The 23614-nt window shown below is 66.0% G+C and carries 21 protein-coding genes; 7 read left to right on the plus strand and 14 right to left on the minus strand.

Going from position 1 to position 23614, the window contains the following annotated elements; translation table 11 throughout:
* The first annotated feature begins 3 nt into the window (after window positions 1–3).
* Window positions 4–1242 (plus strand): DNA polymerase IV, encoded by a 1239-nt coding sequence (gene dinB, locus BMY53_RS03370; RefSeq protein WP_092943546.1) that lies wholly within the window; start codon window positions 4–6, stop codon window positions 1240–1242.
* Window positions 1243–1362: 120 nt separating this feature from the next.
* Here dinB and BMY53_RS03375 read toward each other — a convergent pair whose 3' ends face one another.
* Window positions 1363–1920, minus strand: a complete 558-nt coding sequence (locus tag BMY53_RS03375; protein WP_092943548.1) for a YbaN family protein — start codon at window positions 1918–1920, stop codon at window positions 1363–1365.
* A 92-nt stretch (window positions 1921–2012) separates the two neighbouring features.
* On the opposite strand from BMY53_RS03375, the gene BMY53_RS03380 reads away from it, so the two are divergent.
* Complete coding sequence (locus tag BMY53_RS03380; RefSeq protein ID WP_092943550.1) at window positions 2013–3248, plus strand: alpha-hydroxy acid oxidase; 1236 nt, start codon at window positions 2013–2015, stop codon at window positions 3246–3248.
* Here BMY53_RS03380 and BMY53_RS25320 read toward each other — a convergent pair.
* The 3 genes from BMY53_RS25320 to BMY53_RS03395 form a co-directional block, all read right to left on the minus strand.
* A complete protein-coding gene (locus BMY53_RS25320; protein ID WP_143073898.1) occupies window positions 3218–5410 on the minus strand; it encodes a collagen-like protein in 2193 nt (730 codons plus the stop codon). The two genes, BMY53_RS03380 and BMY53_RS25320, sit on opposite strands and share 31 nt — an antisense overlap.
* Window positions 5411–5776: 366 nt before the next feature.
* Window positions 5777–8035 (minus strand): collagen-like domain-containing protein, encoded by a 2259-nt coding sequence (locus tag BMY53_RS26660; RefSeq protein WP_143073899.1) that lies wholly within the window; start codon window positions 8033–8035, stop codon window positions 5777–5779.
* 470 nt (window positions 8036–8505) lie between these two features.
* Complete coding sequence (locus BMY53_RS03395; protein ID WP_092943554.1) at window positions 8506–10662, minus strand: S46 family peptidase; 2157 nt, start codon at window positions 10660–10662, stop codon at window positions 8506–8508.
* A 326-nt stretch (window positions 10663–10988) separates the two neighbouring features.
* Between BMY53_RS03395 and BMY53_RS03400 the strand changes: the two genes are divergently transcribed.
* A complete protein-coding gene (locus tag BMY53_RS03400; protein WP_092943556.1) occupies window positions 10989–11252 on the plus strand; it encodes a hypothetical protein in 264 nt (87 codons plus the stop codon).
* 104 nt (window positions 11253–11356) lie between these two features.
* Here BMY53_RS03400 and BMY53_RS03405 read toward each other — a convergent pair whose 3' ends face one another.
* From BMY53_RS03405 to BMY53_RS03425, 5 genes are all read right to left on the minus strand, one after another.
* Window positions 11357–12103 carry a PLDc N-terminal domain-containing protein gene (locus BMY53_RS03405; protein ID WP_092943558.1) on the minus strand — a complete coding sequence of 249 codons (747 nt, stop codon included), beginning with the start codon at window positions 12101–12103 and terminating at the stop codon, window positions 11357–11359.
* A gap of 159 nt (window positions 12104–12262) precedes the next feature.
* Complete coding sequence (locus BMY53_RS03410) at window positions 12263–12568, minus strand: hypothetical protein (protein WP_143073900.1); 306 nt, start codon at window positions 12566–12568, stop codon at window positions 12263–12265.
* Between the two features lie 115 nt (window positions 12569–12683).
* Window positions 12684–13205, minus strand: a complete 522-nt coding sequence (locus BMY53_RS03415; RefSeq protein WP_092943562.1) for a deoxycytidylate deaminase — start codon at window positions 13203–13205, stop codon at window positions 12684–12686.
* Window positions 13206–13246: 41 nt separating this feature from the next.
* A complete protein-coding gene (gene rnhA / locus BMY53_RS03420; protein WP_092943563.1) occupies window positions 13247–13723 on the minus strand; it encodes a ribonuclease HI in 477 nt (158 codons plus the stop codon).
* A 163-nt stretch (window positions 13724–13886) separates the two neighbouring features.
* On the minus strand, window positions 13887–14771 hold the full coding sequence (locus BMY53_RS03425; RefSeq protein WP_404947852.1) for a class I SAM-dependent methyltransferase: 885 nt from the start codon (window positions 14769–14771) through the stop codon (window positions 13887–13889).
* A 93-nt stretch (window positions 14772–14864) separates the two neighbouring features.
* Here BMY53_RS03425 and gloB point away from each other — a divergent pair, with 93 nt between their 5' ends.
* Entirely contained in the window at window positions 14865–15644 is a 780-nt protein-coding gene (gloB, locus tag BMY53_RS03430) for a hydroxyacylglutathione hydrolase (RefSeq protein WP_092943565.1), read from the plus strand.
* Window positions 15641–17413, plus strand: a complete 1773-nt coding sequence (locus tag BMY53_RS03435) for a transglycosylase SLT domain-containing protein (RefSeq protein WP_255370006.1) — start codon at window positions 15641–15643, stop codon at window positions 17411–17413. The genes gloB and BMY53_RS03435 overlap by 4 nt, the downstream gene beginning before the upstream one ends.
* Before the next feature lie 181 nt (window positions 17414–17594).
* Here BMY53_RS03435 and BMY53_RS03440 read toward each other — a convergent pair whose 3' ends face one another.
* From BMY53_RS03440 to dnaX, 4 genes are read right to left on the minus strand one after another with little or no spacing between them, the layout of a single operon-like run.
* Window positions 17595–17984 carry an MAPEG family protein gene (locus BMY53_RS03440; protein ID WP_092943567.1) on the minus strand — a complete coding sequence of 130 codons (390 nt, stop codon included), beginning with the start codon at window positions 17982–17984 and terminating at the stop codon, window positions 17595–17597.
* Entirely contained in the window at window positions 17981–18568 is a 588-nt protein-coding gene (gene recR / locus BMY53_RS03445; protein WP_404947850.1) for a recombination mediator RecR, read from the minus strand. Before recR ends, BMY53_RS03440 begins: the two co-directional genes overlap by 4 nt.
* A 10-nt stretch (window positions 18569–18578) precedes the next feature.
* Window positions 18579–18905, minus strand: a complete 327-nt coding sequence (locus tag BMY53_RS03450; RefSeq protein ID WP_218151166.1) for a YbaB/EbfC family nucleoid-associated protein — start codon at window positions 18903–18905, stop codon at window positions 18579–18581.
* 20 nt (window positions 18906–18925) lie between these two features.
* On the minus strand, window positions 18926–21370 hold the full coding sequence (gene dnaX, locus BMY53_RS03455) for a DNA polymerase III subunit gamma/tau (RefSeq protein ID WP_092943571.1): 2445 nt from the start codon (window positions 21368–21370) through the stop codon (window positions 18926–18928).
* Window positions 21371–21466: 96 nt separating this feature from the next.
* Between dnaX and BMY53_RS03460 the strand changes: the two genes are divergently transcribed.
* Both BMY53_RS03460 and BMY53_RS03465 read left to right on the plus strand, forming a co-directional pair.
* On the plus strand, window positions 21467–22600 hold the full coding sequence (locus BMY53_RS03460) for an AIR synthase-related protein (protein ID WP_092943573.1): 1134 nt from the start codon (window positions 21467–21469) through the stop codon (window positions 22598–22600).
* Between the two features lie 133 nt (window positions 22601–22733).
* Window positions 22734–23111 (plus strand): SirB2 family protein, encoded by a 378-nt coding sequence (locus tag BMY53_RS03465; RefSeq protein WP_092943575.1) that lies wholly within the window; start codon window positions 22734–22736, stop codon window positions 23109–23111.
* 41 nt (window positions 23112–23152) lie between these two features.
* Here the strand turns inward: BMY53_RS03465 and BMY53_RS03470 are convergent, their stop codons facing one another.
* On the minus strand, window positions 23153–23572 hold the full coding sequence (locus BMY53_RS03470) for a hypothetical protein (RefSeq protein WP_092943577.1): 420 nt from the start codon (window positions 23570–23572) through the stop codon (window positions 23153–23155).
* Between the last annotated feature and the right edge of the window lie 42 nt (window positions 23573–23614).

Raw genomic sequence — 23614 nt, forward strand, 5'->3', positions numbered from 1 at the left:
CGCATGGCTGAATCGACGCCATCGCTGCCCGATCGCCTGATCGCCCACCTGGACATGGACGCCTTCTATGCGTCCGTGGAGCTGCTGCGTTATCCGGAGCTCAAGGGCCTGCCTGTGGTGGTGGGCGGCCGCCGGGCCCACACGCCGCAGTTGCGGGCCGACGGTACGCGAGAGTTCTACAAGCTGCAGGACTACACCGGCCGGGGCGTGGTGACCACCTCCACCTATGCCGCGCGCGACCTGGGTGTGTTCTCCGCCATGGGCCTCATGAAGGCCGCACTGCGCGCCCCGCAGGCCATTCTGCTGCCGGCCGACTTCGACTCTTATCGCCACTATTCGCGCCTGTTCAAGGCGGCCGTGCGCGAGATCGCCCCCGTGGTGGAAGACCGGGGCATTGACGAGATCTACATCGACCTGACCGACGTTGCCGGCGTGCGAGACCCCGTCGGGCACGACCCGCTGGGCGGCGTCCGTTCGGTCGCCCGCGACATCAAGAACGCTGTGTTCAGCGCCACCAAGCTGACCTGCTCCATAGGCGTGACCCCCAACAAGCTGCTGTCCAAGATCGCCTCGGAACTGGACAAGCCGGACGGGCTGACCGTGCTCACCATGAGTGACCTGCCCCTGCGCATCTGGCCGTTGCCGGTGCGCCGTATCAATGGCATCGGACCGAAGGCAGGCGCGCGGCTGAACGAACTGGGCATCGAGACCGTGGCGGACCTGGCGCAGGCGCCGCTGGAGCTGCTCCTGCAGCATTTCGGCGCGGGCTACAGCGCCTGGCTGCATCAGGCCGCCTGGGGGCTGGACGAGCGGCCCGTGGTGACCTACAGCGAGCCGGTATCCATCAGCCGCGAGACCACCTTCGAGCGAGACCTGCACGCCAAGCGCGACCGCGCCGAGCTTTCCGCCGTCTTCACCGCGCTGTGCGAGCAATTGGCCTCGGACCTGCAGCGCAAGGGTTATCTGGGCCGCACCATCGGCATCAAGCTGCGCTTTGAAGGTTTCCGCACGGTGACGCGGGACCTCACGCTGGATGACCCCGTGCAGGACGCCGCCGCCATCCGCCACGCGGCGGGCCAGTGCCTCAAGCGCGTGGACCTGAGCCAGCGGCTGCGATTGCTGGGTGTGCGGGTGGGCAAGCTGAGCCGGCCGGGCGACGTGGGGCCCGGACGCCGTACCAGGCGCGCGGCCCCAGCGACAGCTGGCGGGCCGGTGCCGGAGACGTTGCCGCTGTTTGGCTGAAGTGCAGGCTGCAGCGACGGCTTGTCAGTCGTCAGATCAGCCGTCGGGTTAGCCATCGGATTAGCCGTCAGGTCATTCTCCAGATCAGCCGCGAGGGCATTCTCCCGGTGGCTTGCGCCGTCACTCCACGGTTGACTCTGCCGCATCCGAGACCGCAGTGTCCGTCGCGGTGGGCAGCCGCCACATCCAGATGCCGACGCACAGGCAACAGACAGCCGGCAACCATGGCAGCACAGGCATGACCCACGCGGAGATGGCAGCGCTGAGGGCCATCATTCCCCATGCCAGCCGCTTGGCGCGCAACGGCACGGCCCGGTTGGCACGCCACTGCCGCACCATCGGGCCGAAGCGCGGATGCGTCACCAGCCAGGCTTCGCAGCGCTCGCTGCCCCGCGCAAAGCAGAAGGCGGCCAGCAGCACAAACGGCGTGGTGGGCAGCAGTGGCAAGGCAATGCCCACGACACCCAGCAGCAGGCTCAGACCACCCGCAAACAGCCAGGGCCAGCGGCGCCATCCTGGCCGGCTGACCACCCGCGCAGCCTGGAGAGGAAGCAAGGTTGTGGCGGTGGCGACCGATGTCCCTTCGGCCAGCCTGGGGGTGTCCGGGCCCGTCAAGGAGGCAGGTTCCAACTTCGACACCGCATCAGGCACTTCAGAGACGGGGGGCTGCTCAGACATGCCCGCACTGTAAGCGCTCCACACCGTACGCCTGTTGCGCTACGCACAAACGCCCTTCCCCGACAGCTGCCAATGGCCCTAGCATCGGCGCCATGAGCGTCATCACCTGCATCGAAGACCTGCGTGTCCTGGCCCGGCGGCGTGTCCCCCGCATGTTTTATGACTACGCGGACTCCGGCTCCTGGACCGAGAGCACCTACCGCGCCAACGAGTCGGACTTCCAGTCCATCAAGCTGCGCCAGCGCGTGGCGGTGAACATGGAAAACCGCAGCACGGCCGCAGCGATGATCGGCCGGCCGGTGGCGATGCCGGTGGCCCTGGCGCCCACCGGCCTCACCGGCATGCAGCATGCGGATGGCGAAATCCTCGCCGCCCAGGCGGCCGAGCTGTTTGGCGTACCTTTCACCTTGTCCACCATGAGCATCTGCTCCATCGAGGACATCGCTGCCCACACCAAAGCGCCGTTCTGGTTCCAGCTTTACGTCATGCGCGACCGTGGCTTCATCAACAGCCTGATCGACCGCGCCAAGGCCGCACGCTGCGATGCGCTGGTGCTGACCCTGGACCTGCAGATCCTCGGCCAGCGTCACAAGGACCTTCGCAACGGCCTGTCCGCGCCGCCCAAGCTCACCTTGCCCAACCTCATCAACATGGCCTCGAAGCCGCGGTGGTGCCTGGGCATGCTGGGCACACCGCGCCGGCAGTTCGGCAACATCGTCGGGCATGTGAAGGGGGTGGGCGACATGGGCTCGCTGTCCGAATGGACCGCCAAGCAGTTCGACCCGCAACTGAGCTGGGACGACGTGCAATGGATCCGCGAGCGCTGGGGCGGCAAGCTGATCATCAAGGGCATCATCGACGAGGAAGACGCCAGGCTCGCCGCGCAAAGCGGTGCGGATGCGCTCATCGTGAGCAACCATGGCGGTCGCCAGCTCGACGGCGCGGAGTCCAGCATTCGAGCGTTGCCACGCATCGTCGAAGCGGTCGGGGAAAAGATCGAAGTCCACCTGGACGGCGGCATCCGGTCCGGCCAGGATGTGCTGAAGGCCTGGGCGCTGGGTGCGCGGGGCACCTACATCGGCCGCGCTTTCCTGTATGGCCTGGGGGCGCTGGGCAAGCCCGGCGTCACCAAGGCGCTGGAAATCATCCACCGAGAGCTGGACCTGACGATGGCCTTCTGCGGGCATCGGCAACTGGCGGGGGTGGATCGCTCCATCCTGTTGCCAGGCACCTTTCCAACGCCGTCGGGTGGCGAGCCCTCCGCAGGGCTCGCCACGACGTCAACACCGCTTCATCGTCAGATCACGGCATCAGTACCGGGACGGTAGGCCAGGCCATCATCCACCAGGGCACCGTTGAAGGACAGCGTGGAGGATGGCGCAGCATTCACGCCGGTGGCATCGGAGAGCCCGCCTGGCAACACATCGCCGCTTTGAGAGAACAAGGCGGCCGCCAAGCCATCAAGTTCAGCGGGAGCACTGCCCATCGCCAGCGTGGAGACTTGCGTATGGATCGTGACCTCGGTCCGGTTGCCTGTCACCGACTCGTCCCGAATCAGAGAAAACTGCACCTCCTGGCTGATGTTGCCAATGAAGTCCACTTGCCGGATGGCGATGGTATTGAGGCCATTCGACAGAAGACTGGGGTCGAGTGAATTGCCTGTACCTGCCACGTAGGCGCCGCCGTTCAAGCTGTATTCCCAGGTGCCAAAAGTTTCCAGGTCCCCCACGTGGATGACGCTACCGTTCTGGACCACGGGCGCCGGCGACCCGCCGGTCACGTCTACCGCGTCGGTCACCCAGATGGAGGGCTCCAGCGCCGAAGTGTCCTTAATCACATCGAAGGTACCTCGCTTGCCGAAATTGCCAGCCAGGTCGATGGACCGCATCAAGATCTGGGTGCTGCCCTCTTGCAGTTCTGACGCCTGGATGATGCCGTCACTGGTGATGGTCCAGGTTTTCCCGCCGTCCAAGCTGTACGCCAACAAGGCACTGCGATCAGTTTTGCACTCGAATTCGATGAAGCCGTTGCCGTTGATGTGCCAGTCCGTGTCCGGGTCCTGCACACAGCCTTTCGCGGCATCCCAGCTCACGTTCGCCGCCTCCGTGTCGACATTCAGACTGACCGTGGCGATCTCGCTCACGTTGCCAGCCCGGTCAGTCTGCTGCACCTCGATGGCGACCGTGCCCTGCGGAAGGGCCGAAACATCAATGCTATTGCCGGTGCCAGGCACCCACGCGCTATTGCTGTCCAGCCGGTAGTGCCAGTCGGCGCCCAATTCGAGGCCTTCGATACGGATGCTGCCGGAACCATTGAGCCCCGCCACCGGGTTCAACGCCACCTCGACGTGGTGGACGCCCACGCCGGAATTCACCGATTCGCTGGCCAGGTCGATGGCGGTCCCCACATTGGCCCAGTCCACCCCTTCCGTGCTGGTCAGGTCCTCAAATGAACGGGCCTGCACCTGAGTCACGGTCACGCCGCCCTCGGGGCGGACGCTCACCTGCAGTTCAACGGCCACACCGCGCCCATCCACGATGGAGCCGACCCACACCGTCATCGCGCCGAGTCCGGTCGACACGGCGGAGAGCAGTCGCCCGTCCATCTCACCATGATTGGCGTCATACAAGGTGAAGGCGCTCTTGGCCCAATTGATGGCTTCAGGGTTCTGAACCGTGTAGAGGATGCTCTGGTCAGGGGAGAAGGGCTGCACACTCTCCACATTAAGGCCCTGCAATTGCGGTGTCTCGACCAAGGTGTCCCGAACCAGCGAGATGGTGGCCGGGTCGCTCCACTGCCCTTCGCTGCCCACCTGCACCACCTGCACCGTGTGCAGCCCTTCGGGCAGCTGGTTGGCGGAAATGGCATCGCCGGTGCCGTCCTGGAAGGTCACGCCACCGTCCACACTGAACTTCCAGTGGTTGCCGGCATCCACTCCCTCGACGCGAATGCCGCCGTTGATGTTGATGATCGACAGGCCGTTGTCGTCGAACGCGGCAACGTCAGTGACCGCCAGTTGGGGGGGCGAGACCGCAGGCACCACGGTGCCGCCATCGCCGGGCTCATCTGGATTGCCAGGCTCATCGGGCGTGCCCGGTTCATCCGGTTTGCCGGGCTCGTCAGGCTTGCCAGGCTCATCGGGCGTGCCCGGTTCATCGGGTTTGCCGGGCTCATCAGGCTTGCCAGGGGTGCCCGGCTCGCCAGCCTGCCCGGGAGCGCCCGGCGCGCCATCCTTGCCATTACCGATCGACGCACCCACGATGGCGGCACCGACCACACCCGCGCCCACGGCAATCAGGCCACGGTCATCGAAAGCGCTTTCCAGCGGAACAGCCGCCATCGCGTTGTCATCGTCGGAATGCGCGTCAGCAGGCGGTGCCATCTCGGCCATGCCAGGCGTCTGGGAGCCGTCGGTCACGGCAGCAGCCGCTTCCGCTTCCGCTTCCGCATCTGCCGCGGGCAGGGGTGCGGTGGCATCGGCCGGATCCATGCCATCGTCCTGATCCTTGCGCCAATTCGGCGCCCGCTTCAGGGCCGCAGCAGGTGCCGGGACGCCAGCGGGAACGACGGGAACGGCGGCAACGGTGGCTGCAGGAGCAACCCCTTGAACTGCTACCGGAGATGAGGAGGTTTGAGCTTGTTTTTCCATGATGAGGTCCGTCTGAGTTAACAGAAGCAAGTGTGTTCATGTGAAAACAACCTCCGGATACCACGTGCATACTGAATTCAATTGGCGATTAACCTCAATCAACTAGTCAGCCTACAAATACCAAGGTGTCCTCAACCCGCAGCTTGATGTAGCGCAAACAGAAAAGGCGACCCGAAGGTCGCCTTTCATGATGGAGAACGGTGAGCATCAGATCACGGCATCGGCGCCTGGACGATAGGCCAAGCCCTCGTCCATCAGGGCGGCATTAAAAGACAGCGCCGGGGAGGGCAAGGGGCTCCCGCTGGTGTCGTCAGAGACCGGCACTGGCATCACGTCGCTGCCGGCCGAGAACAAGGCGGCTGCCAGCCCACCCAGATCGTCCTGGCCACCGTCCATTGCCGTGGCAACCGGGACGGTCTGCGTATGGATCGTGACGATGGACTGGGTGCCGCTCACCGAGTCGTCTCGAATGAGCGAAAACTGCACTTCCTGGCTGATGTTGCCAATGAAGTCCACTTGCCGGATGGCGATGGTGTTGGGCCCGTTCGATAGCAGACTGGCGTTGAGTGAAAAACCTGAGCCTGTCACGTACGGGGCGCCGTTCAAGCTGTACTCCCACCCGCCATAGGTTTCCAGGTCGCCCACCCCGATGGCGCCTCCGGCTGCCACCACCGGCGTCGTTACGCCCTGGACCTCCACCACACCGGACACCCAGATGGAGGGCTCCAATGCCGAAGTGTCCTTCGTCACGTTGACGAAATTGGGCGTGCTGATATTGCCCGCCCCGTCGATGCCCCGCATCAACACATGGTTGGCGCCCTCTTCGAGAGCGGCCGCCTGGATGATGCCGGTACTGCAGGTGATCCAGGAGTATCCATCGTTCAGGCTGTACTCCATCCAGACACCGGGATCATCGCTCTTCAGCACGATGTAGCCGTTGTCGGCCATGTGCATGACCCTGTCCGGATCCTGTGCCACATGGCGGAGGGTATCTACGCTGACCGAAGCCGCCGTGGTGTCGACAACCAGGCTCACCGTGGCAATCCCGCTCACGTGGCCGACCCGGTCGGTCTGCTGCACCTCGATGGCGACTGTGCCCTCCGGAAGGGCAGAAACGTCAATGCTGTTGCCGGTGCCCGGGATCCACGCGCTGTTGCTGTCCAGCCGATAGTGCCAGTCAGCGCCTGTTTCCAGGCCATCGATACGGATGCTGCCGGAGCCATTCAGCCCCGCTACCGGGTTCAGCGCGAAGTTGACGCTCCAGAGGCCCACGCCGGAATCCAAACCCGCGTCGGCCAGATCGATGGCGACACCCGCATGGGCCCAGTCCACCCCTTCGGTGCTGGTCAGATCCTCAAAAGAACGGGCCTGCACCGGGGTCACGGTCACGCCGCCCTCGGGGCGGACGGTCGCCTGGATTTCAACGGCCACACCGCGCCCATCCACGATGGAGCCGACCCAAACTGTCATCGCGCCGGGCCCGGTCGACACGGCGGAAAGCAGTTGCCCGCTCATCTCGCCTTGAACGACGTCGTAAAGGGTAAAGGCGCTCTTGGCCCAGTTGATGTCCTCGGGATGCTGCACCGTGTAAAGGAAGTCCCGGCCAGGGAAGAAAGTCAGCAGGTACTCCACATTGAGGCCATGCAATTGCGGCGTCTCGACCAAGGTGTCCCGAATCAGCGAGATGGTGGCCGGGTCGCTCCACTGCCCGTCGCTGCCCACCTGCACCACTTGCACCGTCTGCAGCCCTTCGGGCAGCTGGTTGGCGGAAATGGCATCGCCGGTGCCGTCCTGGAAGGTCACGCCACCGTCCACACTGAACTTCCAGTGGTTGCCGGCGTCCACTCCGTCGACACGAATGCCGCCGTTGATGGTGATGATCGACATGCCGTTCTCGTCGAACGCGGCAACATCAGTGACCGCCAGCTGAGGAGCCGAAACCGCAGGCGCCGCCGTGCCGCCATCATCGGGCTGGCCAGGTTGACCAGGCTCATCGGGTGTGCCAGGTTCATCCGGTGTGCCAGGTTCATCAGGCTTGGCAGGCTCATCGGGCGTGAGAGGTTCATCGGGCTGGGCCGGCTCCACAGACGTGCCAGGCTGATCGGGCTTGGATGGCTCAGTGGGCGTGCCAGCCTCATCTGGCTTGCCGGGTTCATCAGCGTTGCCCGGGTTGCCAGGATTACCAGGCTCACCAGGCTTCCCGGGAGTCCCCGCCGCGCCATCCTTGCCACCGCCGATCGATGCACCCACGACGGCGGCACCGACCACACCCGCGCCCACGGCAATCAGGCCGCGGTCATTGAAGGCGCTTTCCGGTGGAACAACCGCCATCGCCTTGTCATCGTCGGAATGTTCATCAGCAGGGGCTACCGTCTCGCCCGTGCCGGGCGCTTGAGCGGCATAGGTCGCGGCATCGTCCGCTTCCGCGTCCGTATCTGCTGGCGGCACGGGTGCAATGTCATCCATGGCATCGGTGGCCTCGTCCTGATCCTTGCGCCAATTCGGCGCTCGCTTCAGGGCCGCGGCGGGCGCCGGAACACCAGCGGGCACGGCAGGGACAGGGGTGGCAGGAGCAACCCCTTGAACTACTGCGAGTGATGGTTGATTTTGAGCTTGCTTTTCCATGATTAGGTCCGTCTGAGTAAACGGAAGCAAGTTTGTGGAGGTGGATGTCGGCGCCCGATCCCACGCACATACTGAAATCAATGAGCGCCTAGCTCAAATCAACTATTCGGCCGCAAATTGGAATAGATTCACCGCCCACAAATTGATGTTGCATCAATCGGTAGAGGGGTCGGTGTCTGTGGCTAAGCCCCTCCCCCACCACCCGGCATGCGCGATCGACTTACAGTGCACCCGCAAGAGTGCCTGAGCGCCCACAGAAAAAAGGCGACCCGAAGGTCGCCTGTGAGGGTCGAGGGCGCGGGGAACGCGGCTTACAGCGCGCTCATCTCCTTGAGCAGTCGATCGGCCTTGTCCACCACCTTCATCTGCCACAGCATGTAGCGTGCATCCAGGCAGATGCTGCGGGTGGTCGCGTCGTTGAACTCCCAGTCGGAGATCAGCGCGTCCAGGGTGCCGTCGAACAGCAGGCCCACCAGTTCACCCTTGCTGTTGAGCACCGGGGAGCCGCTGTTGCCACCGGTCGTGTCCAGCGTCGCCAGGAAATTGACCGGCACCGAATCCAGCGCCTTCACACCGTACTTGTCGAACTGGCGGGCCTTGATGGCCGCCAGTTGCTCGGCCGGCGCATTGAACTCACCCGTACCGGTGTGCTTGGCCACAATGCCGCGCAGGGTGGTGAATGCCGTCCACGTCGTGCCGTCGGTTCCGGGGTTGCGGCCCAGCACCTGGCCGAAGCTGACGCGCAGCGTGCTGTTGGCATCCGGGTAGACGGCCCGGCCTCGGCTGGCTTCAAAGGCAATCAGCGCCTTCATCGCGCCGGCATAGGCTTCCTGGATACGGCCGGCCAGTTCCTTGTCGCGCGTCTCGCGCGCTTCGTCGTCCGCATGCAGGGCCACCGCCGCCTTCACCATCACATCGGTGCTGGCTTCGAAAGCGGCCGGGGCCTGGCCCAGCCACGCCTGACGGCCGCCGGTGTCCGCCAGCTTGGAACCCGCATACAGCTCGTCCACGCGGGCCGCCACGGCAGCAGCGTCCATGCCCTGGCGCAGACCCAGGGCCGTCAGGAATGCGGCGTTCAGTTGCTCTGCCGGTTGCGCCAGGTACTGCACCAGGAAGTGGCTCACCACCTTCTTGTCGGTGACGGCATCAAAGCGACGTTCGGACGCGTCCAGCGACTGGCGGCGACGCAGTTGGTCCCGATCTTGATAGCCCGACTTGCGGTCCGCGTCTGGCTTCTGCGCCTGCAGGGCCTGCTCATACAGGTCACGCGCCTGGTTCAGCAGGCTGGGCGTGGCGTAGTTGAGCAGGAAGTCCCGGCGGGCCACGGCCTGGCGTTCAGCCAGCAGACGGTCCACCTCCACCAGCGAACCCGCATAGAGCTCGCGTCGCTTGGGGTCTGCATTCACCCAGGCGGTGAGCGCCGCATAGGCGGCCTGCTTGTGCGGCAGGATGCCGGCACCTGCATAGCTGGCCAGTTGCCCCTGGTAGTTCTTGTAATAGTTGCCCACGCCGGCCACGGTGTTGGCCATCTTGATCTCGGCGTCGCGGCGGCCTGCAGTGGCTTCGCGGATGGTGGCCAATTGCTCACCCATGGCCTGCACCCGGTGGGGCATTTCCCAGCCGAAGGCAAAGTCTACTTCCGAGGGCAGGCGCAGACGGTTGGTGCGGCCGGGGTAGCCCGCCACCATCACGAAGTCACGCTCGTTCAGCGGCGAGCTGGCCATCTTCAGGAAGTGCTGCGGCTGGAACGGCTTGTTGTTGGGGCTGAAGTCGGCCGGCTTGCCATCCGGGCCCACATAGGCACGGTAGAAGCTGTAGTCACCGGTGTGGCGGGGCCACATCCAGTTGTCGGTATCGCCACCGAACAGGCCCACGCCTTGCGCGGGGGCATGCACCAGGCGCACGTCACGGATCTCCAACTGCTTGATCAGCTGGAATTGCAGGCTGCCGTAGAACGCATAGACGTTGCAGCGGTGGCCGGCGTCCTTTTCGCAGTCGGCCACCAGGGCCTTTTCATTCTTCTCGATGGCGTCCAGACGCGCCTTGCCCTTCAGGGTGGCGGTCTTCGCGTCAATCACCCGGTGGGTGACATCGGTCAAGGCCACCGTCACGAGCACGCGGCTACCGGGGGCGGCTGGCAGTTCGTCCGCCAGCGTCGGGGCCAGGAAGCCGTTCTTCAACAGGTCACGCTCGGGGGTGGAGTTGACCTGGATGCTGCCGTAGGCGCAGTGGTGGTTCGTCACCACCAGGCCCTGCGGCGACACGAAGGACGCAGTGCAGCCCCCCAGGCTCACCACGGCCCCCATCGGGTACCCCACGGGGGTGGAGAGTCGAGCCGGGTCAATGGCGAGGCCGGTGGCCTTCAGGTCCTTGGCGACCTGCGGCAGTTGCTGCGGCATCCACATGCCCTCATGGGCCTGAGCGGAAACCGCCGTCAGGGCCAGGGCGGCCCACATCAGAGTTTTCATGTGCAGGACTCCTGTCCTTACTGATTTTGCGAAGGGCGAACCTTACACGAGGCGCCGGGCAGTGGCCCGTGTGGTTGGACACCCCCCGGACCTGAGTGGGTCGCACCCATGACCTGCCGCAAAGTTCACACCTTAGGGATTTCCCTCGTACTGACGGCAAACTTACAATGACCATCGGTACTGTCCTGCTGCCTTCGAGGCGCCGGCGCCGGTATTTTTTGGCCTCTTTTGCACCGGAGGCCCGCACAACGTCCCGCGCGCAGACCGCCCGGCACGGCTGTTGCATCAGCGGTGCACTGCCGCATACCCACGCCCAGGAGCCCATCATGACCCTTCAACAACTCAGCCAGGTCAAGCGCTGGATGGTCATGCACAGCGCGCGCCATCCGGTGGAGCTGGCAGTCTGGAACCTGGTGCTGACCCTGTGGATGCTGGGCTTCATGGGCGTACCCGGCGCCCTGCTCATCAAGGCCTGGTCGGCGCTGCCGCTGTGTCTGCTGGCGTGGGTGTTGCCGATGGCCTACACCGGGGGGCGCCGCCGGCTGCATCAGCAAGGGCGGCTGCGCTGCGACTGGCTCACGGCACTCTGAGTCACAAAGAGCCGCCCCGGTCCCCTGTCCCGGTGAGCCGCTCGGCCGCCAGCATGAGGGCCTACGGAGCATTAGGGGCTTGGGGGCTTGGGGGCTTGGGAACCTTAGGGGGCCTTGCGTGCCGCACGCAAGCGGCGCATGACCGGCTCATTCAGTTGACGCGTCAGCTTGTTCCATTTGGCGCTCAACTTGTCGATCCGGGCGAGCAACGGGCCAGCGGTGGCCGTGTCGCCCGTCTGCAGTGCCCAGATGGCGTGCTCGGCCCACACCTCGACGCTGCCGAAGCGGTCGCTGGCGGATTCGAATTCGGCCCGCGCCTCCACCGCGCGGTTCAAGGCGGCCAGGCTGCGCGCAGTCAGCAGCGACACGGATTCGGCCCGGAACGTGGCCTGTTCTGCACGGATGCTGGTCAGGTGCTCCAGCGCCCTGGCGGCATCACCTGCAGCCAGGAAGGCGCGGGCGGCCCCCAGGCGGATTTCCAGATCCCTGGCGAACGGCCCCTGCAGGCAGGCCTGATAACGCTCGGCGGCCTGCTGGGCTTCCCCCGCGTCCAGCAGGGCCGCCGCCAGCCGCATCTGGTTTTGGGCCGTGGGCGTGTCGTCGAAGGCGGCGTACGCCTCGCGCAGTTCGCGCCCCGGGTCCATGGCCCGTGCGGCGGAACGGACCACCTTGCGCGCGCCATGCTCCAGCCGTGAGTGCGGCAGGATGATCACGAACAGGTAGACCAGGCTCCCCAGCATCGGGAACGAAAACAGGATGATCAGCCAGTACAACTGCTGGCCATGACGCACCACATGAACGGCGCAGAACAGCGCCAGCAGAACGTGCAAACCAAGACCGACGAAGGGCATCGTCGCCTCCCTCTACGCTTTGATATTTGTTGGAGGCAAGATTGTCGCGGCAGGAACATGACAAAGGCCCTCCGGGCAAACTCCAGGAGGGCCAAGCGTGCGATCTTCGCGACGGTCTCTATGCAGCGCTTCTATGAAAGCGTCGGCGTCGCGCCAAGGTCAATGCACCAAGCCGATCCATTCACCACGGCGCTGAAAGCTGTCAAACACTTGCTGGGCCAGGGCCTGCAGCGTCGCGTCGCCACGTGCGTGAGCCTGGGCCAGGCGCTCCAGGGCGTAATGGCGGTCGTAAACCATACGGGTGGCCTGCAGGCTCATGCCTTGTTCAACCATCAGGTCTTCCAGGCGCCAGAGGTCGTCCATGCCCGTCGGGCCGGCCACGGTCAGGCCAAGATCCTGCACCAGTCCCCAGGGGGCTTGGGCGGTTTCGGGCATCAGGTGGGGCGGGATGGCGGTGATGTGCATGGCGGCCTCGTGCAGGCAAGTTCGCAGGGTCTGGACGCCATGATGCGCCGCCATCCGCAGAACTTGAGCCGGAAAAGCCGGGGAATTCCAGGCCAGTTCCGGTGATCCCCTGTGGTCAGCGCGTGGGCTTGGCAATAAAGCCGGACAACTCCTGGCACCAACTGGCCGCGCGCTGCTCCATCTCCTGCAAGGCCAGCACCTCGATGCGGGCGTCCTGAAGCATCTTGGCGGACGCCTCGTTCAGCGCCACCTGATGGCTCTTCTTTTCCAGATAGACCACCCGCTGGATCCCCACCTGGATGATGGACTGCACGCAGCGCGGGCACGGGTACTGGGTGGTGTAGATGGTGCTGCCGGTGAGTGGCAGCACCACGCAATTCAGGATGGCGTTGACCTCGGCATGCACGATGTAGCTGTGCCGGGAGTGCAGCGGATCGTTGTCGTTGTCGGACCAGTAGGCCGGGTCGTTGTCGTCGCAGCCACGCGGCAGGCCGTTGTAGCCCACGCCCACGATCTTGTAGTCCGCGCTGGCAATGCAGGCGCCATTGCGCTTGCGGCTGTCCTTGGAGCGGGCACTGGCCAGCAGCGCCACCCCCATGAACATGGAGTGCCAATCGATCAGCGGTTGGTTGTCCATCAGCTTGTCGGTCTATGGATGCTTGTCCAGGCCCGCCGTCGTCAGCGGCCCGCCATGCCCACACCCTTGTTGGCCAGCGCATCTGCGCGCTCGTTGCCAGGGTCGCCCGCATGGCCCTTCACCCAGCGCCATTCCACCTGATGCAGCTTGCGCAGGGCCTCCAGCCGTTGCCACAAGTCCGCATTCTTCACTGGCTTGCCATCGGCGGTCTTCCAGCCACGGCGCTGCCAGCCACTGATCCATTCGGTCATGCCTTTGCGGACATATTCGCTGTCCGTGTAGATGACGATGTTGCAGGTGCGCTTGAGCGAGGTCAGTGCCTCAATCACGGCGGTGAGCTCCATGCGGTTGTTGGTGGTGTTGGCCTCACCACCGCACAGTTCCTTCTCGTGCCCGCCGCTGCTGAGCCAGGCGCCCCAACCGCCCGGGCCGGGATTGCCCTTGCAGGCCCCATCGGTATAGATGACGACGCTGGGTTTGCTGATCTGGGGCGCCGCAGGCGCGGAAACTTCGCTCATGGTGTTCTGATTCTGTGCTTCAAAAAGGCTCAATCCGCCTGGGCTGGATGCGGAGGGATCGGTGCTGCTGTGCTGACGCTGATGTGGTTAGTGGCTGGTGCTGTTCGTGACGGTGTCGTTCATGGCGGGTGTCGTTCGTGACGAGTGTCATTCGTGACGGCTGCTATTGCGGCTCGTGTTCATGCTGGCGCTGATGCGGTTGCTGGTTCAGGGCCACCGCCGGCGCCGTCTTGGTGCCCCGGGTTTTCTTGCGGGCCATGCCCACCAGGCGCATGCCGTGCACACGCTTGACCGCCACCACCCCGTACAAGGCGCCCAGCACCGTCCACCACTTGCTGCCGGGTTTCTCCAGCCACTGCCAGCGGTCCAGCCAGACCTGACTGAGCAAAGGCGGCCGATAACAACCGAAGGCGGCACGTTCCACCTCAAAAGAGAGCAGACGCAACCAATCCCGAAGACGCCAGTAGCCAATGTATTCGCCTTCAGCTGGGAGATACAGGCGGGCATCTGCCCCCGCCTCCTTGGAGACGCGACTGAACATTCGCCCGTTCACCCGGGCCAGATTCTGCCTCAGCGCCCACAGGCTGGCCGGATTGAGCCCCAAGATCACCACACGCCCCTCCGGCCGCAGCACCCGCTCCACTTCGCGCAAACAGCGATGGGAGTCGGAGGCCAACTCCAAAGTGTGGGGAAGTACGACCAGATCGAGGCTGTTGGCTTCAAATGGCAGCGCCTCGAACTCGCAATACAGTGCCACCCGTTCCGGCTTGGGCAGGGCTTGAGGCTCCGCTCGTACATTCAGCGCCAAGGGTGGCGGCCCTCCCGCCATACTCGCGCCCCCCGAAACGAACGCTTCCTGGCCAGGCTCCACCAAGTGGTTCAGCGCCAGCCAGCGGTGGGGCATGCGGTTGGCACGCAGGCCTTCGAGTTGCGGCAGGCCCAGTTGGACGGCGTGAAAGCCGAACAGGTCCACCACGGCTGCATCGATGAAGGATTGTTCCCAGCCGAGCAGGTAGCGGCCGGGTGGCGTACGCAACCACGCCGCCAGCGCCTCGGCCGCCAAGCCGGGTGCAGGCAGCACCGACTCTACAATCGGCGCCGGGTCATCGTCCTGGCTCGCTCTCGTCATGGCTTGGACCACATGGAACTGGTTGCCCTTCCCGCTTTCAACGACAACTACATCTGGCTGCTGCACAACGGCCGGCAGGCGCTCGTCGTCGACCCGGGCGAAGCCGCCCCGGTGACGCAGGCACTGCAAGCCCGGGGGCTGCAGCTCCAGGGCATTCTAGTGACGCACCACCATGGCGATCATGTCGGTGGCCTGCAGGAACTGACGGGAATCCTGGCACCCGCCGCGCGGGTATGGGGTCCGGCCCACGAAAAAATGCCGGTTCCCATCGTCCCGCTCAACGGCGGTGACCACTTCGAATGCCTGGGCCAACGCATCGAGGTGTTGGACGTCCCCGGTCACACGGCCGGCCACATCGCCTTCTACCTGCCTTCCATGCCCGGCAGCCCGGTGCTGTTCTGCGGAGATACCCTGTTCTCCGCCGGTTGTGGCCGGCTGTTCGAAGGGACGGCCGCGCAGATGTATCACTCGTTGTCGCAACTGGCCGCGCTGCCCGGCGACACCCGTGTTTGCTGTGCGCACGAATACACCTTGTCCAATCTGCGTTTTGCACGGACAGTCGAGCCCGACAACGAGGCGATCGTGCGGCATGAGGCCTGGTGCCAGGCCATGCGTGCACAGCATCAGCCCACCTTGCCCTCCACGCTGTCGTTGGAGCTTCAGATCAACCCCTTCCTGCGCTGCGGCCATGCCCCGGTCCGACATGCTGCGCAGCGCTTCGATCCGCAGGTCGGTGCCGACCCTGTGTCTGTACTAGCCGGCCTGCGCCAATGGAAGAACGAATTCCGATGAACCGACTGCCCCTCCCCGCCACGACTGCCGCCACGCCCACCGCCCATGCCCGCCGCATGTTCCGCCCGGCGCTGACCGCTTTGGCTGCCGTGGTGTCGCTGGCGCTGGCCGCTTGTGCCGGCGTTCCGCGCTCACCTCAGGCCGATGCCAGCGCCCCGGCGGACCCCGCCGCCCCGGGCGTGGCCGCCTCCGCCGTGGTGGCTGCGGCCCAGCCGCCCGGCCTGCCCAGCGCGGCGGTGGCTGCCGCTGCCGCAGCTTCCGGCGTGCCCAAGCCCGAGGAGAAGCTGGACGTCCTGCTGGAAGACAATCTCAATCCCGGCGAGAAGGTCGACCTCGACGCGCCCAAGACCCATGTGGATCTGTGGGCCCGTATCCGCTCGGGCATGGCCATGCCGGAGCTGGACAACGACCTCGTCCGCAAGGCCGAGGACTGGTACAGCACCCGTCCGGAGTACGTCAGCCGCATGACCGGCCGTGGCAGCCTCTATCTCTATCACGTGGTCGAGGAAGTCGAGAAACGCGGCATGCCGACCGAGCTGGCCCTGCTGCCGTTTGTCGAAAGCGCGTTCCGCGCCGATGCCCAGTCCAACGCCAAGGCGGTGGGCATGTGGCAATTCATGCCCGCCACCGGCCGGGACTTCGACCTCAAGCAGAACATCTTCCGCGACGACCGCCGCGACGTGCTGGCCTCCACCCGCGCCGCGCTGGACTACCTGCAGCGACTGAACAAGATGTTCGATGGCGACTGGCAACTCGCGCTGGCGGCCTACAACTGGGGTCAGGGCAACGTGGCCCGCGCCGTGGCACGCAACCAGAAGCTGGGCCTGCCCGCGGATTACGACAACATCCGCATGCCGGACGAGACCCGGTACTACCTGCCCAAGCTGCAGGCCATCAAGAACATCGTCATGCATCCGGAGACCTTCGGGCTGGATCTGCCGGCGGTCGCCAACCATCCCTACTTCCTGTCGGTGAATATCGACCGGGACATCGATGTGAGCCTGGCCGCCCAGCTGGCCGCGCTGGATGAAGAGACCTTCCGGCAGTTCAACCCGCAGATGAACAAACCGGTGATCCTGGCGGCCAGCAGCGGGCAGATCCTGCTGCCTTACGACAACGCCAGCACCTTTGTCGCCAACCTGGAGAGGCACCGTGGCGCGCTGGCCACCTGGACCGCCTGGGTGGTGCCGCGCACCATGAAGCCGGCCGATGCTGCCAAGCAGGTGGGCATGAGCGAGACCGGGCTGCGCGAGATCAACCGCATCCCGGCGCGCATGCTGGTGAAGCAGGGCTCCACCCTGCTGGTGCCCCGCACCGCTTCCCGTGACCGCGATGTCTCCGAACACCTGGCCGACAACGCCAGCATCATGTTTGCGCCGGACGTGCCGCCGCTGCGCCGCGTGATGCTCAAGGCCGGCCGCGGCGACTCGGTCGCCACCGTGGCCCGCCGCTACCGGCTGGGCACCACCCAGGTGGCGCAGTGGAACCGGGTGAGCACCAAGGCCAGCTTCAAGCCGGGCCAGGCCGTGGTGGTGTACTTGCGCGAAAACCAGGCGGTGCTGGCGGAGGGCGGGGCAGCCGCCTCCACCCCGAACCGCAAGACCGTCAAGCCGACCGCCACGCGCACCACCACCAAGGTGGCCGCGAAGAGCACGCGCAACGCCACCGGCAGCACTGGCAAGAACCGGGGCGCCAAGGTGGCCGCAGGCCGCAGCGGGGGTGGTGGCGTGGCCTCCGCCAAGACCAAGGGCGCGGCCACCCTGCAATGAGCCTGCGGCGCGGCTGCGGGCTTCACAACCCCTCGCGCAACGGTACGAAACCGTAGGAACATTGAAAAGGCGCTCCGAGGAGCGCCTTTTTCATGGGCCGTTCAGGGCGCCCGCTTTCAGAGCGCCGGCTTTCGCCAGGAGGCAGAGGAAGAGGTTTCAGGCCCCTGCCGCGCCAGCCACCTCACGCAAAGAACAATGCAATCGACGTGGCCATGCCCAGCGCCCACACCAGGCTGCGCAAGGTGGCCTGGTTGCCGAGGTACAGCGCGATGAAGACCACCCGCAACCCGATGAATGCCAAGGCCAGCATGTCGATCCGGCCCTGGTCCAGATGCATCTGCTGCGCCGCCAGGACCCCCGCCACAAACAGCGGCAAGGCCTCGAAGCTGTTGGCCTGTGCCGCATTGGCTCGGGCCTGCCAGCCTGTCTGCTGGCTGAGCCAGGCGCGGGGATCCTGGTTGTCGAACCCGCCATCACGACGGCGTTTGCCATAGCCTTTGGACTTGGCTAGCGCCGCGCAAACCACCGGCAGCAGAGCCGCCACGATCAAGCAGTAATTGGCCAATGTCATGAGGGTCTCCGGTCCACCAGGGCATGGGCGATGGTGCCCAGGTCCACGTATTCGAGTTCACTGCCCACGGGCACGCCGCGCGCCAGCCGGGTGCTGCGCAGGCCGCGCGCCCGCAGCGCCTCGGCCAGCACATGCGCCGTGGCTTCGCCTTCGGCGGTGAAGCTGGTGGCCAGGATCACCTCCTCCACCTGCCCGTCCGTGGCGCGCGCCAGCAGGGGCGCCACGCCAATCTCACGCGTGCCGATACCGTCCAGCGGGCTGATACGGCCCTGCAGTACGAAGTAATAGCCGTGATAGGAAGCGGTGCGCTCCATCGCGGCCTGGTCGGCGGGTGATTCCACCACGCACAGCAGGCGCGCGTCCCGCTGCGTGTCCTGGCAGATCTTGCACAGCGCGGTTTCGCTGAAGGTGTGGCACCGCTCGCAGTGCCGCACGTTGTGGGCCGCCTCCTGCAGCGCGCGGGCCAGCGCATCGGCGCCAGCACGGTCGTGTTGCAGCAGGTGGTAGGCCATGCGCTGCGCCGATTTCTGGCCCACGCCCGGCAAGCGCCGCAGGGCCTCGATCAGTTGTTCGAGCGCAGTCACCAGAAGGCGATCAGAACGGGAACTTCATGCCGGGAGGCAGGGGCATGCCGGCAGTCAGCTTGCCCATCTTCTCCTGGCTCACTTCTTCGGCACGGCGGACCGCGTCGTTGAAGGCCGCGGCCACCAGGTCTTCCAGCATGTCCTTGTCGTCCGCCAGCAGGCTGGGGTCGATGGTCACGCGCTTGACGTCGTGCTTGCAGGTCATGGTGACCTTCACCAGGCCGGCGCCGGACTGGCCTTCCACCTCGATGTTGCCCAGTTCTTCCTGCGCACGCTTGAGGTTGTCCTGCATCGCCTGGGCCTGCTTCATCAGGCCTGCGAGTTGACCCTTCATCATGATTGTTGATCCTTGTCGGTTCAGAGAGGTTTGATGGACCCCGGCAGGATGCGCGCGGTCTTGAACTGCGCCAGCAACTGCTGGACCTCGGGGTCTTCGAGGATGATGGTTTCGGCGCGGCGCTGCCGCGCGCGGGCCGCCATGGTATCGCGCAGCGCCGGGGAATCGGTGGCGCGGCCGGGTTCGATGTCCAGCCGGACCTCTGCGTTGAGGTAGGCGGCCAGGGCTGCCTGCAGTTTGTCCTGCAAGCCGCCCTGCCGCAAGGACTCCCGCTCCACGCGGAAGCGCCAGCGCTGCGGGGACTCCTGCTCGGCCGCTTCCAGGCACTCGGCCTGCAGTGCCAGCTCACGGGTCAGCGCGTTCACGCCCAGGTGGGGGACCATCTGGGCCCAGCGTTCGCCCAGGGCGGTGGGAACGAGGTGGACCTCTTCCACGGCGGTGGAGAAATAGATGCCATCGCCCCCCTGGCCGCCTTGGCCACTGGAGGCGCCATCGCCGGCACCCGCGTCGGGCAGGTCGTCGTCCATCGAGGACGGGCCGATGCTCATCTCTTCATCGGACGGCGGCGGTACGTCCAGCCATGGCGGGGCGCCGTCGTCATCATGCGGCGCGGACAAGTCTTCAGGCGCCTCGGCAGGTTCCGACGGCTCCGCCTGTGCAGCCGCAGCGCGTGGGCGCAGGCGGTCGCTGAAGCGAGTGGCCGGCGCGCCAGCGGGGGCGGCACGCAGGGGGCCGGAAGGGCGGGCCGGCGCCGGCGCCGGCGCGGGGGCGGCGGGCGTAGCCATAGGCGTAGGCGTAGGCGCTGGGGCTGCAGGCCGCAGCGCGGCAGCGTCAGAGGCCGGCGCGGCCGGAGCCGGCGCAGCTTCGTCCCAGGGAGGCCCATCGACCGGGCGAACAGCGTCCGCCACCGCACGACCGGCCTCATCGTGATCGCCGCGAGCGGCCGCTGTGTCGGCGCCAGCGACGGGTTCAGTCGCGGACGCAGGTTCGGATGAGGACGCGGATGCGGATGCAGGTGCAGATACGCGTGCAGCTTCGGCTGCCAGCGCAGGCGCCTCAGCAACATCCGGCGCTGAGGCCGTGGCTGGTTCGCCGGAGGGCTCAGGCGCTACCGCAGGTTCAGGTTCTGGATCTGCCGAGGCTTGCGGCTCACTGGCACGAGCCGCTGCCGGCGCCGCCTGCGCTGGCGCAGAGGCTGGAGCCACCGCTGGCACTGCGGCCGGCGCCAAAGTCACAGGCGCTGCAGCCGCCACAGGCGCCGCCACCGCAGGTGCCGGCCGAGCCGTCGCCGCCGTGCTACTCGACACAGGTGTACTGGCGGCGCGGCCGGCACCATCCGGCGCCCCCGCGGCACGCGGTGCGCCACCTTCCGGCCGGAAGGCCATCATGCGCAGCAGCACCATGGTGAGGCCGGCGTATTCATCGGGCGCCAACGGCAGCTCCTGGCGGCCATGCAGCGCCATGCTGTACATCAGCTGGATCTCGTCAGGCGGCAGTTGGCTGGCCAGTGGCAGCAGCTCGGCCAGATCCGGGTCGCTGGCGTCCAGCGCACCGGGCGCGGCCTGGGCCACGGCCAGATGCTGCAGTGCCACGGCCAGGTCTTCCAGCGTGCCGCCTGCCGACAGGCCCATGTCGCGCAGCCGGTCCGAAGCGCCCACCAGGGCTGCGCCGTCGCCGGCGACCAGCGCCTGCAGGATGCCCAGCACATGGCCACGGTCCACGCTGCCCAGCATCTGGCGCACGCCGGCTTCCTTCAGCTCGCCGGAGCCGAACGCGATGGCCTGGTCGGTCAGCGACAGCGCGTCCCGCATGGAGCCGCGTGCTGCCCGGGCCAGCAGCCGCAAGGCGCCGGGCTCCGAGGGCACGTTTTCGATGGCGAGCACCTTGCCCAGGTGCTCCAGCACCGTCTGGGGCGACATCGGCCGCAGGTTGAACTGCAGGCAGCGGGACAGCACGGTGACGGGCACCTTCTGCGGGTCCGTGGTCGCCAGCACGAATTTCAGGTAGTCCGGCGGCTCTTCCAGCGTCTTCAGCATCGCGTTGAAGGCGGTATTCGAGAGCATGTGCACTTCGTCGATCATGTAGACCTTGAAGCGCCCCACGACCGGTTTGTAGACCGACTGGTCCAGCAACTGGGAGATTTCTTCCACGCCTCGGTTGGAGGCGGCGTCCAGCTCCACGTAATCCACGAAGCGGCCGGCGTCGATGTCCCGGCAGGCGTCGCAGACGCCGCAGGGGTGGGCGGTGATGCCGCCCTGACCATCCGCACCCAGGCAGTTCAGGCTTTTGGCCAGGATGCGGGAGACGGACGTCTTCCCCACCCCCCGGGTGCCGGTGAACAGATAGGCATGGTGCAGACGCTGCTGCGTCAGTGCATTGGCCAAGGCCTGCACCACATGCTCCTGACCCATCAGCTCCTCGAAGGTACGGGAGCGGTACTTGCGTGCGAGGACCTGATAACTCATGGCGCGGCATTCTACGGGGGGCGCCCGCCCTGCCGGTGCGAGCCGTTGGCGGGGTGACCCGGGTTTGTCAGTAGAGGTGACGGATAATCACCGCCCATGAGCACCACCCATGCCCCCCAAGATCCCACCTCCGGCACCCTGAGCTATGAGCAGGCCGGTGTCAATTACGACCTGATCGACCCGCTCAAGGTCAGCGCCCAGCGCGCGGCGGCGGCCACCGCGGGCCACCTGTCGGCACACGGTTTTACCGAGGTCAAGGCCTCGCGGGGCGAATCCGCCTATGTGGTGGACGTGGGCCCGTTCTATATCGCCTCCATCGTTGAATGCCTGGGCTCCAAGGCCCTGGTGGCTGACGAGATGGCCACCCTCACCGGCAAGAGCTATTACGACGGCATTGCCCAGGACACCATCGCCATGGCGGTGAACGACCTGATCACGGTGGGCGCCACGCCCCTGGTGGTGCAGGCCTACTGGGCGGCAGGCGGGTCCGACTGGTTCGGCGACGCCCAGCGTGCCCAGGCCCTGGTGGCCGGCTGGAAAAAGGCCTGCGACACCTGCCAGGTGGCTTGGGGCGGCGGAGAAACACCTGCGCTGGCGGGCATCGTCGAAGCCGGCCGTATCGACCTGGCAGCGTCCTGCACCGGCCTGATCAACCCGAAGGAACGCCTCTCCGTGGGCGACAAGCTGGCCGATGGCGACGCCATCGTCCTGCTGGCCTCCAGCGGCATTCATGCCAACGGTCTGAGCCTGGCCCGCAAGCTGATCGAGCGCCTGCCGCAGGGCTACCTGACCGAAGTGCAGCCCGGCCTGACCTATGGTGACGCCCTGCTGGCGCCCACCACGCTGTACTCGCCGGTCACCGAGGCCTTGTACAAGGCTGGCATCACGCCGCAGTACTGCGCCAACATCACCGGCCACGGCTGGCGCAAGCTGCTGCGCCACCCTGGCAAGTTCACTTACCGCATCCACACGGTGCCGCCGGTCACGCCGGTGCTGAAGTTCATTCAGCAGCATGCGCAACAGGATGACCGCGAGGCTTATTCCACGCTCAACATGGGTGCAGGTTTTGCGCTGTTCGTGAAGGCGGACCAGGCGGCCAAGGTGGTGGAGATCTCCAAGGCCTGCGGCATTGACGCCTGGGTGGCCGGCACGGTGGAAGCTGGCGAGAAGCAACTGCTGATCGAGCCGCTGAATATCCGCTTTGGGGACGATGACCTGCAGCTCCGTTGAGCGAAGTTCAGTGACCTGAGATCAGGTCGCAGCCGAGGGCCCAGGTCTCGGTTTTTCCGCCCTTTTTGCTTGTTGCGTGGCCCCGTGTTCGCCTGATTGACAGGCCTGGACCGTGTCGCCAAGCTCATGCGCCATGGACTGGTTCTATCTGCCCATGGTCAAGATGCATGCGCTGCTGGGCTGGTGCAGCGTTGGGCTGTTTGTCGTGCGAGGGCTGGCCCATCAGTTCGGGGCGGCATGGGTAATGGACGAACGGCTGCGCACGATTGTGTTCAGCAGCCATGTGCTCATCGTTGTCTCCGGCCTGAGCCTGTGGGTGGCGCTGCTCCATGATCCGCGCACCGAGCCGTGGATGGTCGCCAAGTTCATCGCACTGGCGGTTTACTTCGCGACGGGGCACTGGGCGCTGGGGCGCAGCGAATTCCGCGTCATCGAATACCTCGTGGCCTTGATGGCGCTGGGGTATGTGGTGGCAGTGTCGGTGACCCGGGATGTGTTGCTGGGGCTGTAGCCCCGTTAAAGAACCTCTGCATCACTCCCGCGAGAGGTTTCTTAACCCACCAGCTTCCAGCCCGAGGCCCAGAGCTGGCGCACTGCGGCGGCGCACAGGTCGCGACGGAGCACAGCGGGCCGAACACCGGGGCGCTCTGCAACCGCTGCGGAGAGCCACTGCGGGCCGACCTGCGCGGAGAGGCGGGGGCGGCCATGCCGGTCCGCTCGCAGCAGCGCGAGGCGCCAGGCGGCGTTCAGCCCCCTGCCCTGGGCTTCATCAGCCAGCACCCCCAGCCAGTCATCCCCTTGCAGGCGATGGGCGGCCTTGAGCAACTCGATATCGGACGGGGTGTGCTTGAACTCGGCGACGGGTTCACCCCATGGGTCGCGCAGCGTGCGGGTGGTTTGATGGGGCGCGGCCGCAGGCGGGGTGCGGCGGCGGGTGAGCAGTGCGTCGAACTGCGCAAGACGAGCGGACATGAAAAAACTCCGAGAGCCCACAGACATCACCGGCGTTTGCCG

The organism is Roseateles sp. YR242 (assembly GCF_900109745.1).
In the GTDB taxonomy this organism is placed as follows: Bacteria; Pseudomonadota; Gammaproteobacteria; order Burkholderiales; family Burkholderiaceae_C; genus Roseateles.

Excerpts from the sequence above, each read along its gene's own strand:
- BMY53_RS03470 (WP_092943577.1), bottom strand. The coding sequence starts at position 23,572 with ATGTCCGCTCGTCTTGCGCAGTTCGACGCACTGCTCACCCGCCGCCGC.
- dinB (WP_092943546.1), top strand. The coding sequence starts at position 4 with ATGGCTGAATCGACGCCATCGCTGCCCGATCGCCTGATCGCCCACCTG.
- BMY53_RS25320 (WP_143073898.1), bottom strand. The coding sequence starts at position 5,410 with ATGGATCCGGCCGATGCCACCGCACCCCTGCCCGCGGCAGATGCGGAA.
- BMY53_RS03450 (WP_218151166.1), bottom strand. The coding sequence starts at position 18,905 with ATGATGAAGGGTCAACTCGCAGGCCTGATGAAGCAGGCCCAGGCGATG.
- BMY53_RS03380 (WP_092943550.1), top strand. The coding sequence starts at position 2,013 with ATGAGCGTCATCACCTGCATCGAAGACCTGCGTGTCCTGGCCCGGCGG.
- rnhA (WP_092943563.1), bottom strand. The coding sequence starts at position 13,723 with ATGAGCGAAGTTTCCGCGCCTGCGGCGCCCCAGATCAGCAAACCCAGC.
- BMY53_RS03405 (WP_092943558.1), bottom strand. The coding sequence starts at position 12,103 with ATGCCCTTCGTCGGTCTTGGTTTGCACGTTCTGCTGGCGCTGTTCTGC.
- dnaX (WP_092943571.1), bottom strand. The coding sequence starts at position 21,370 with ATGAGTTATCAGGTCCTCGCACGCAAGTACCGCTCCCGTACCTTCGAG.
- BMY53_RS26660 (WP_143073899.1), bottom strand. The coding sequence starts at position 8,035 with ATGGATGACATTGCACCCGTGCCGCCAGCAGATACGGACGCGGAAGCG.
- BMY53_RS03375 (WP_092943548.1), bottom strand. The coding sequence starts at position 1,920 with ATGTCTGAGCAGCCCCCCGTCTCTGAAGTGCCTGATGCGGTGTCGAAG.
- BMY53_RS03460 (WP_092943573.1), top strand. The coding sequence starts at position 21,467 with ATGAGCACCACCCATGCCCCCCAAGATCCCACCTCCGGCACCCTGAGC.
- BMY53_RS03395 (WP_092943554.1), bottom strand. The coding sequence starts at position 10,662 with ATGAAAACTCTGATGTGGGCCGCCCTGGCCCTGACGGCGGTTTCCGCT.
- BMY53_RS03465 (WP_092943575.1), top strand. The coding sequence starts at position 22,734 with ATGGACTGGTTCTATCTGCCCATGGTCAAGATGCATGCGCTGCTGGGC.
- gloB (WP_092943565.1), top strand. The coding sequence starts at position 14,865 with ATGGAACTGGTTGCCCTTCCCGCTTTCAACGACAACTACATCTGGCTG.
- BMY53_RS03415 (WP_092943562.1), bottom strand. The coding sequence starts at position 13,205 with ATGGACAACCAACCGCTGATCGATTGGCACTCCATGTTCATGGGGGTG.
- BMY53_RS03440 (WP_092943567.1), bottom strand. The coding sequence starts at position 17,984 with ATGACATTGGCCAATTACTGCTTGATCGTGGCGGCTCTGCTGCCGGTG.
- BMY53_RS03435 (WP_255370006.1), top strand. The coding sequence starts at position 15,641 with ATGAACCGACTGCCCCTCCCCGCCACGACTGCCGCCACGCCCACCGCC.
- BMY53_RS03400 (WP_092943556.1), top strand. The coding sequence starts at position 10,989 with ATGACCCTTCAACAACTCAGCCAGGTCAAGCGCTGGATGGTCATGCAC.
- BMY53_RS03410 (WP_143073900.1), bottom strand. The coding sequence starts at position 12,568 with ATGCACATCACCGCCATCCCGCCCCACCTGATGCCCGAAACCGCCCAA.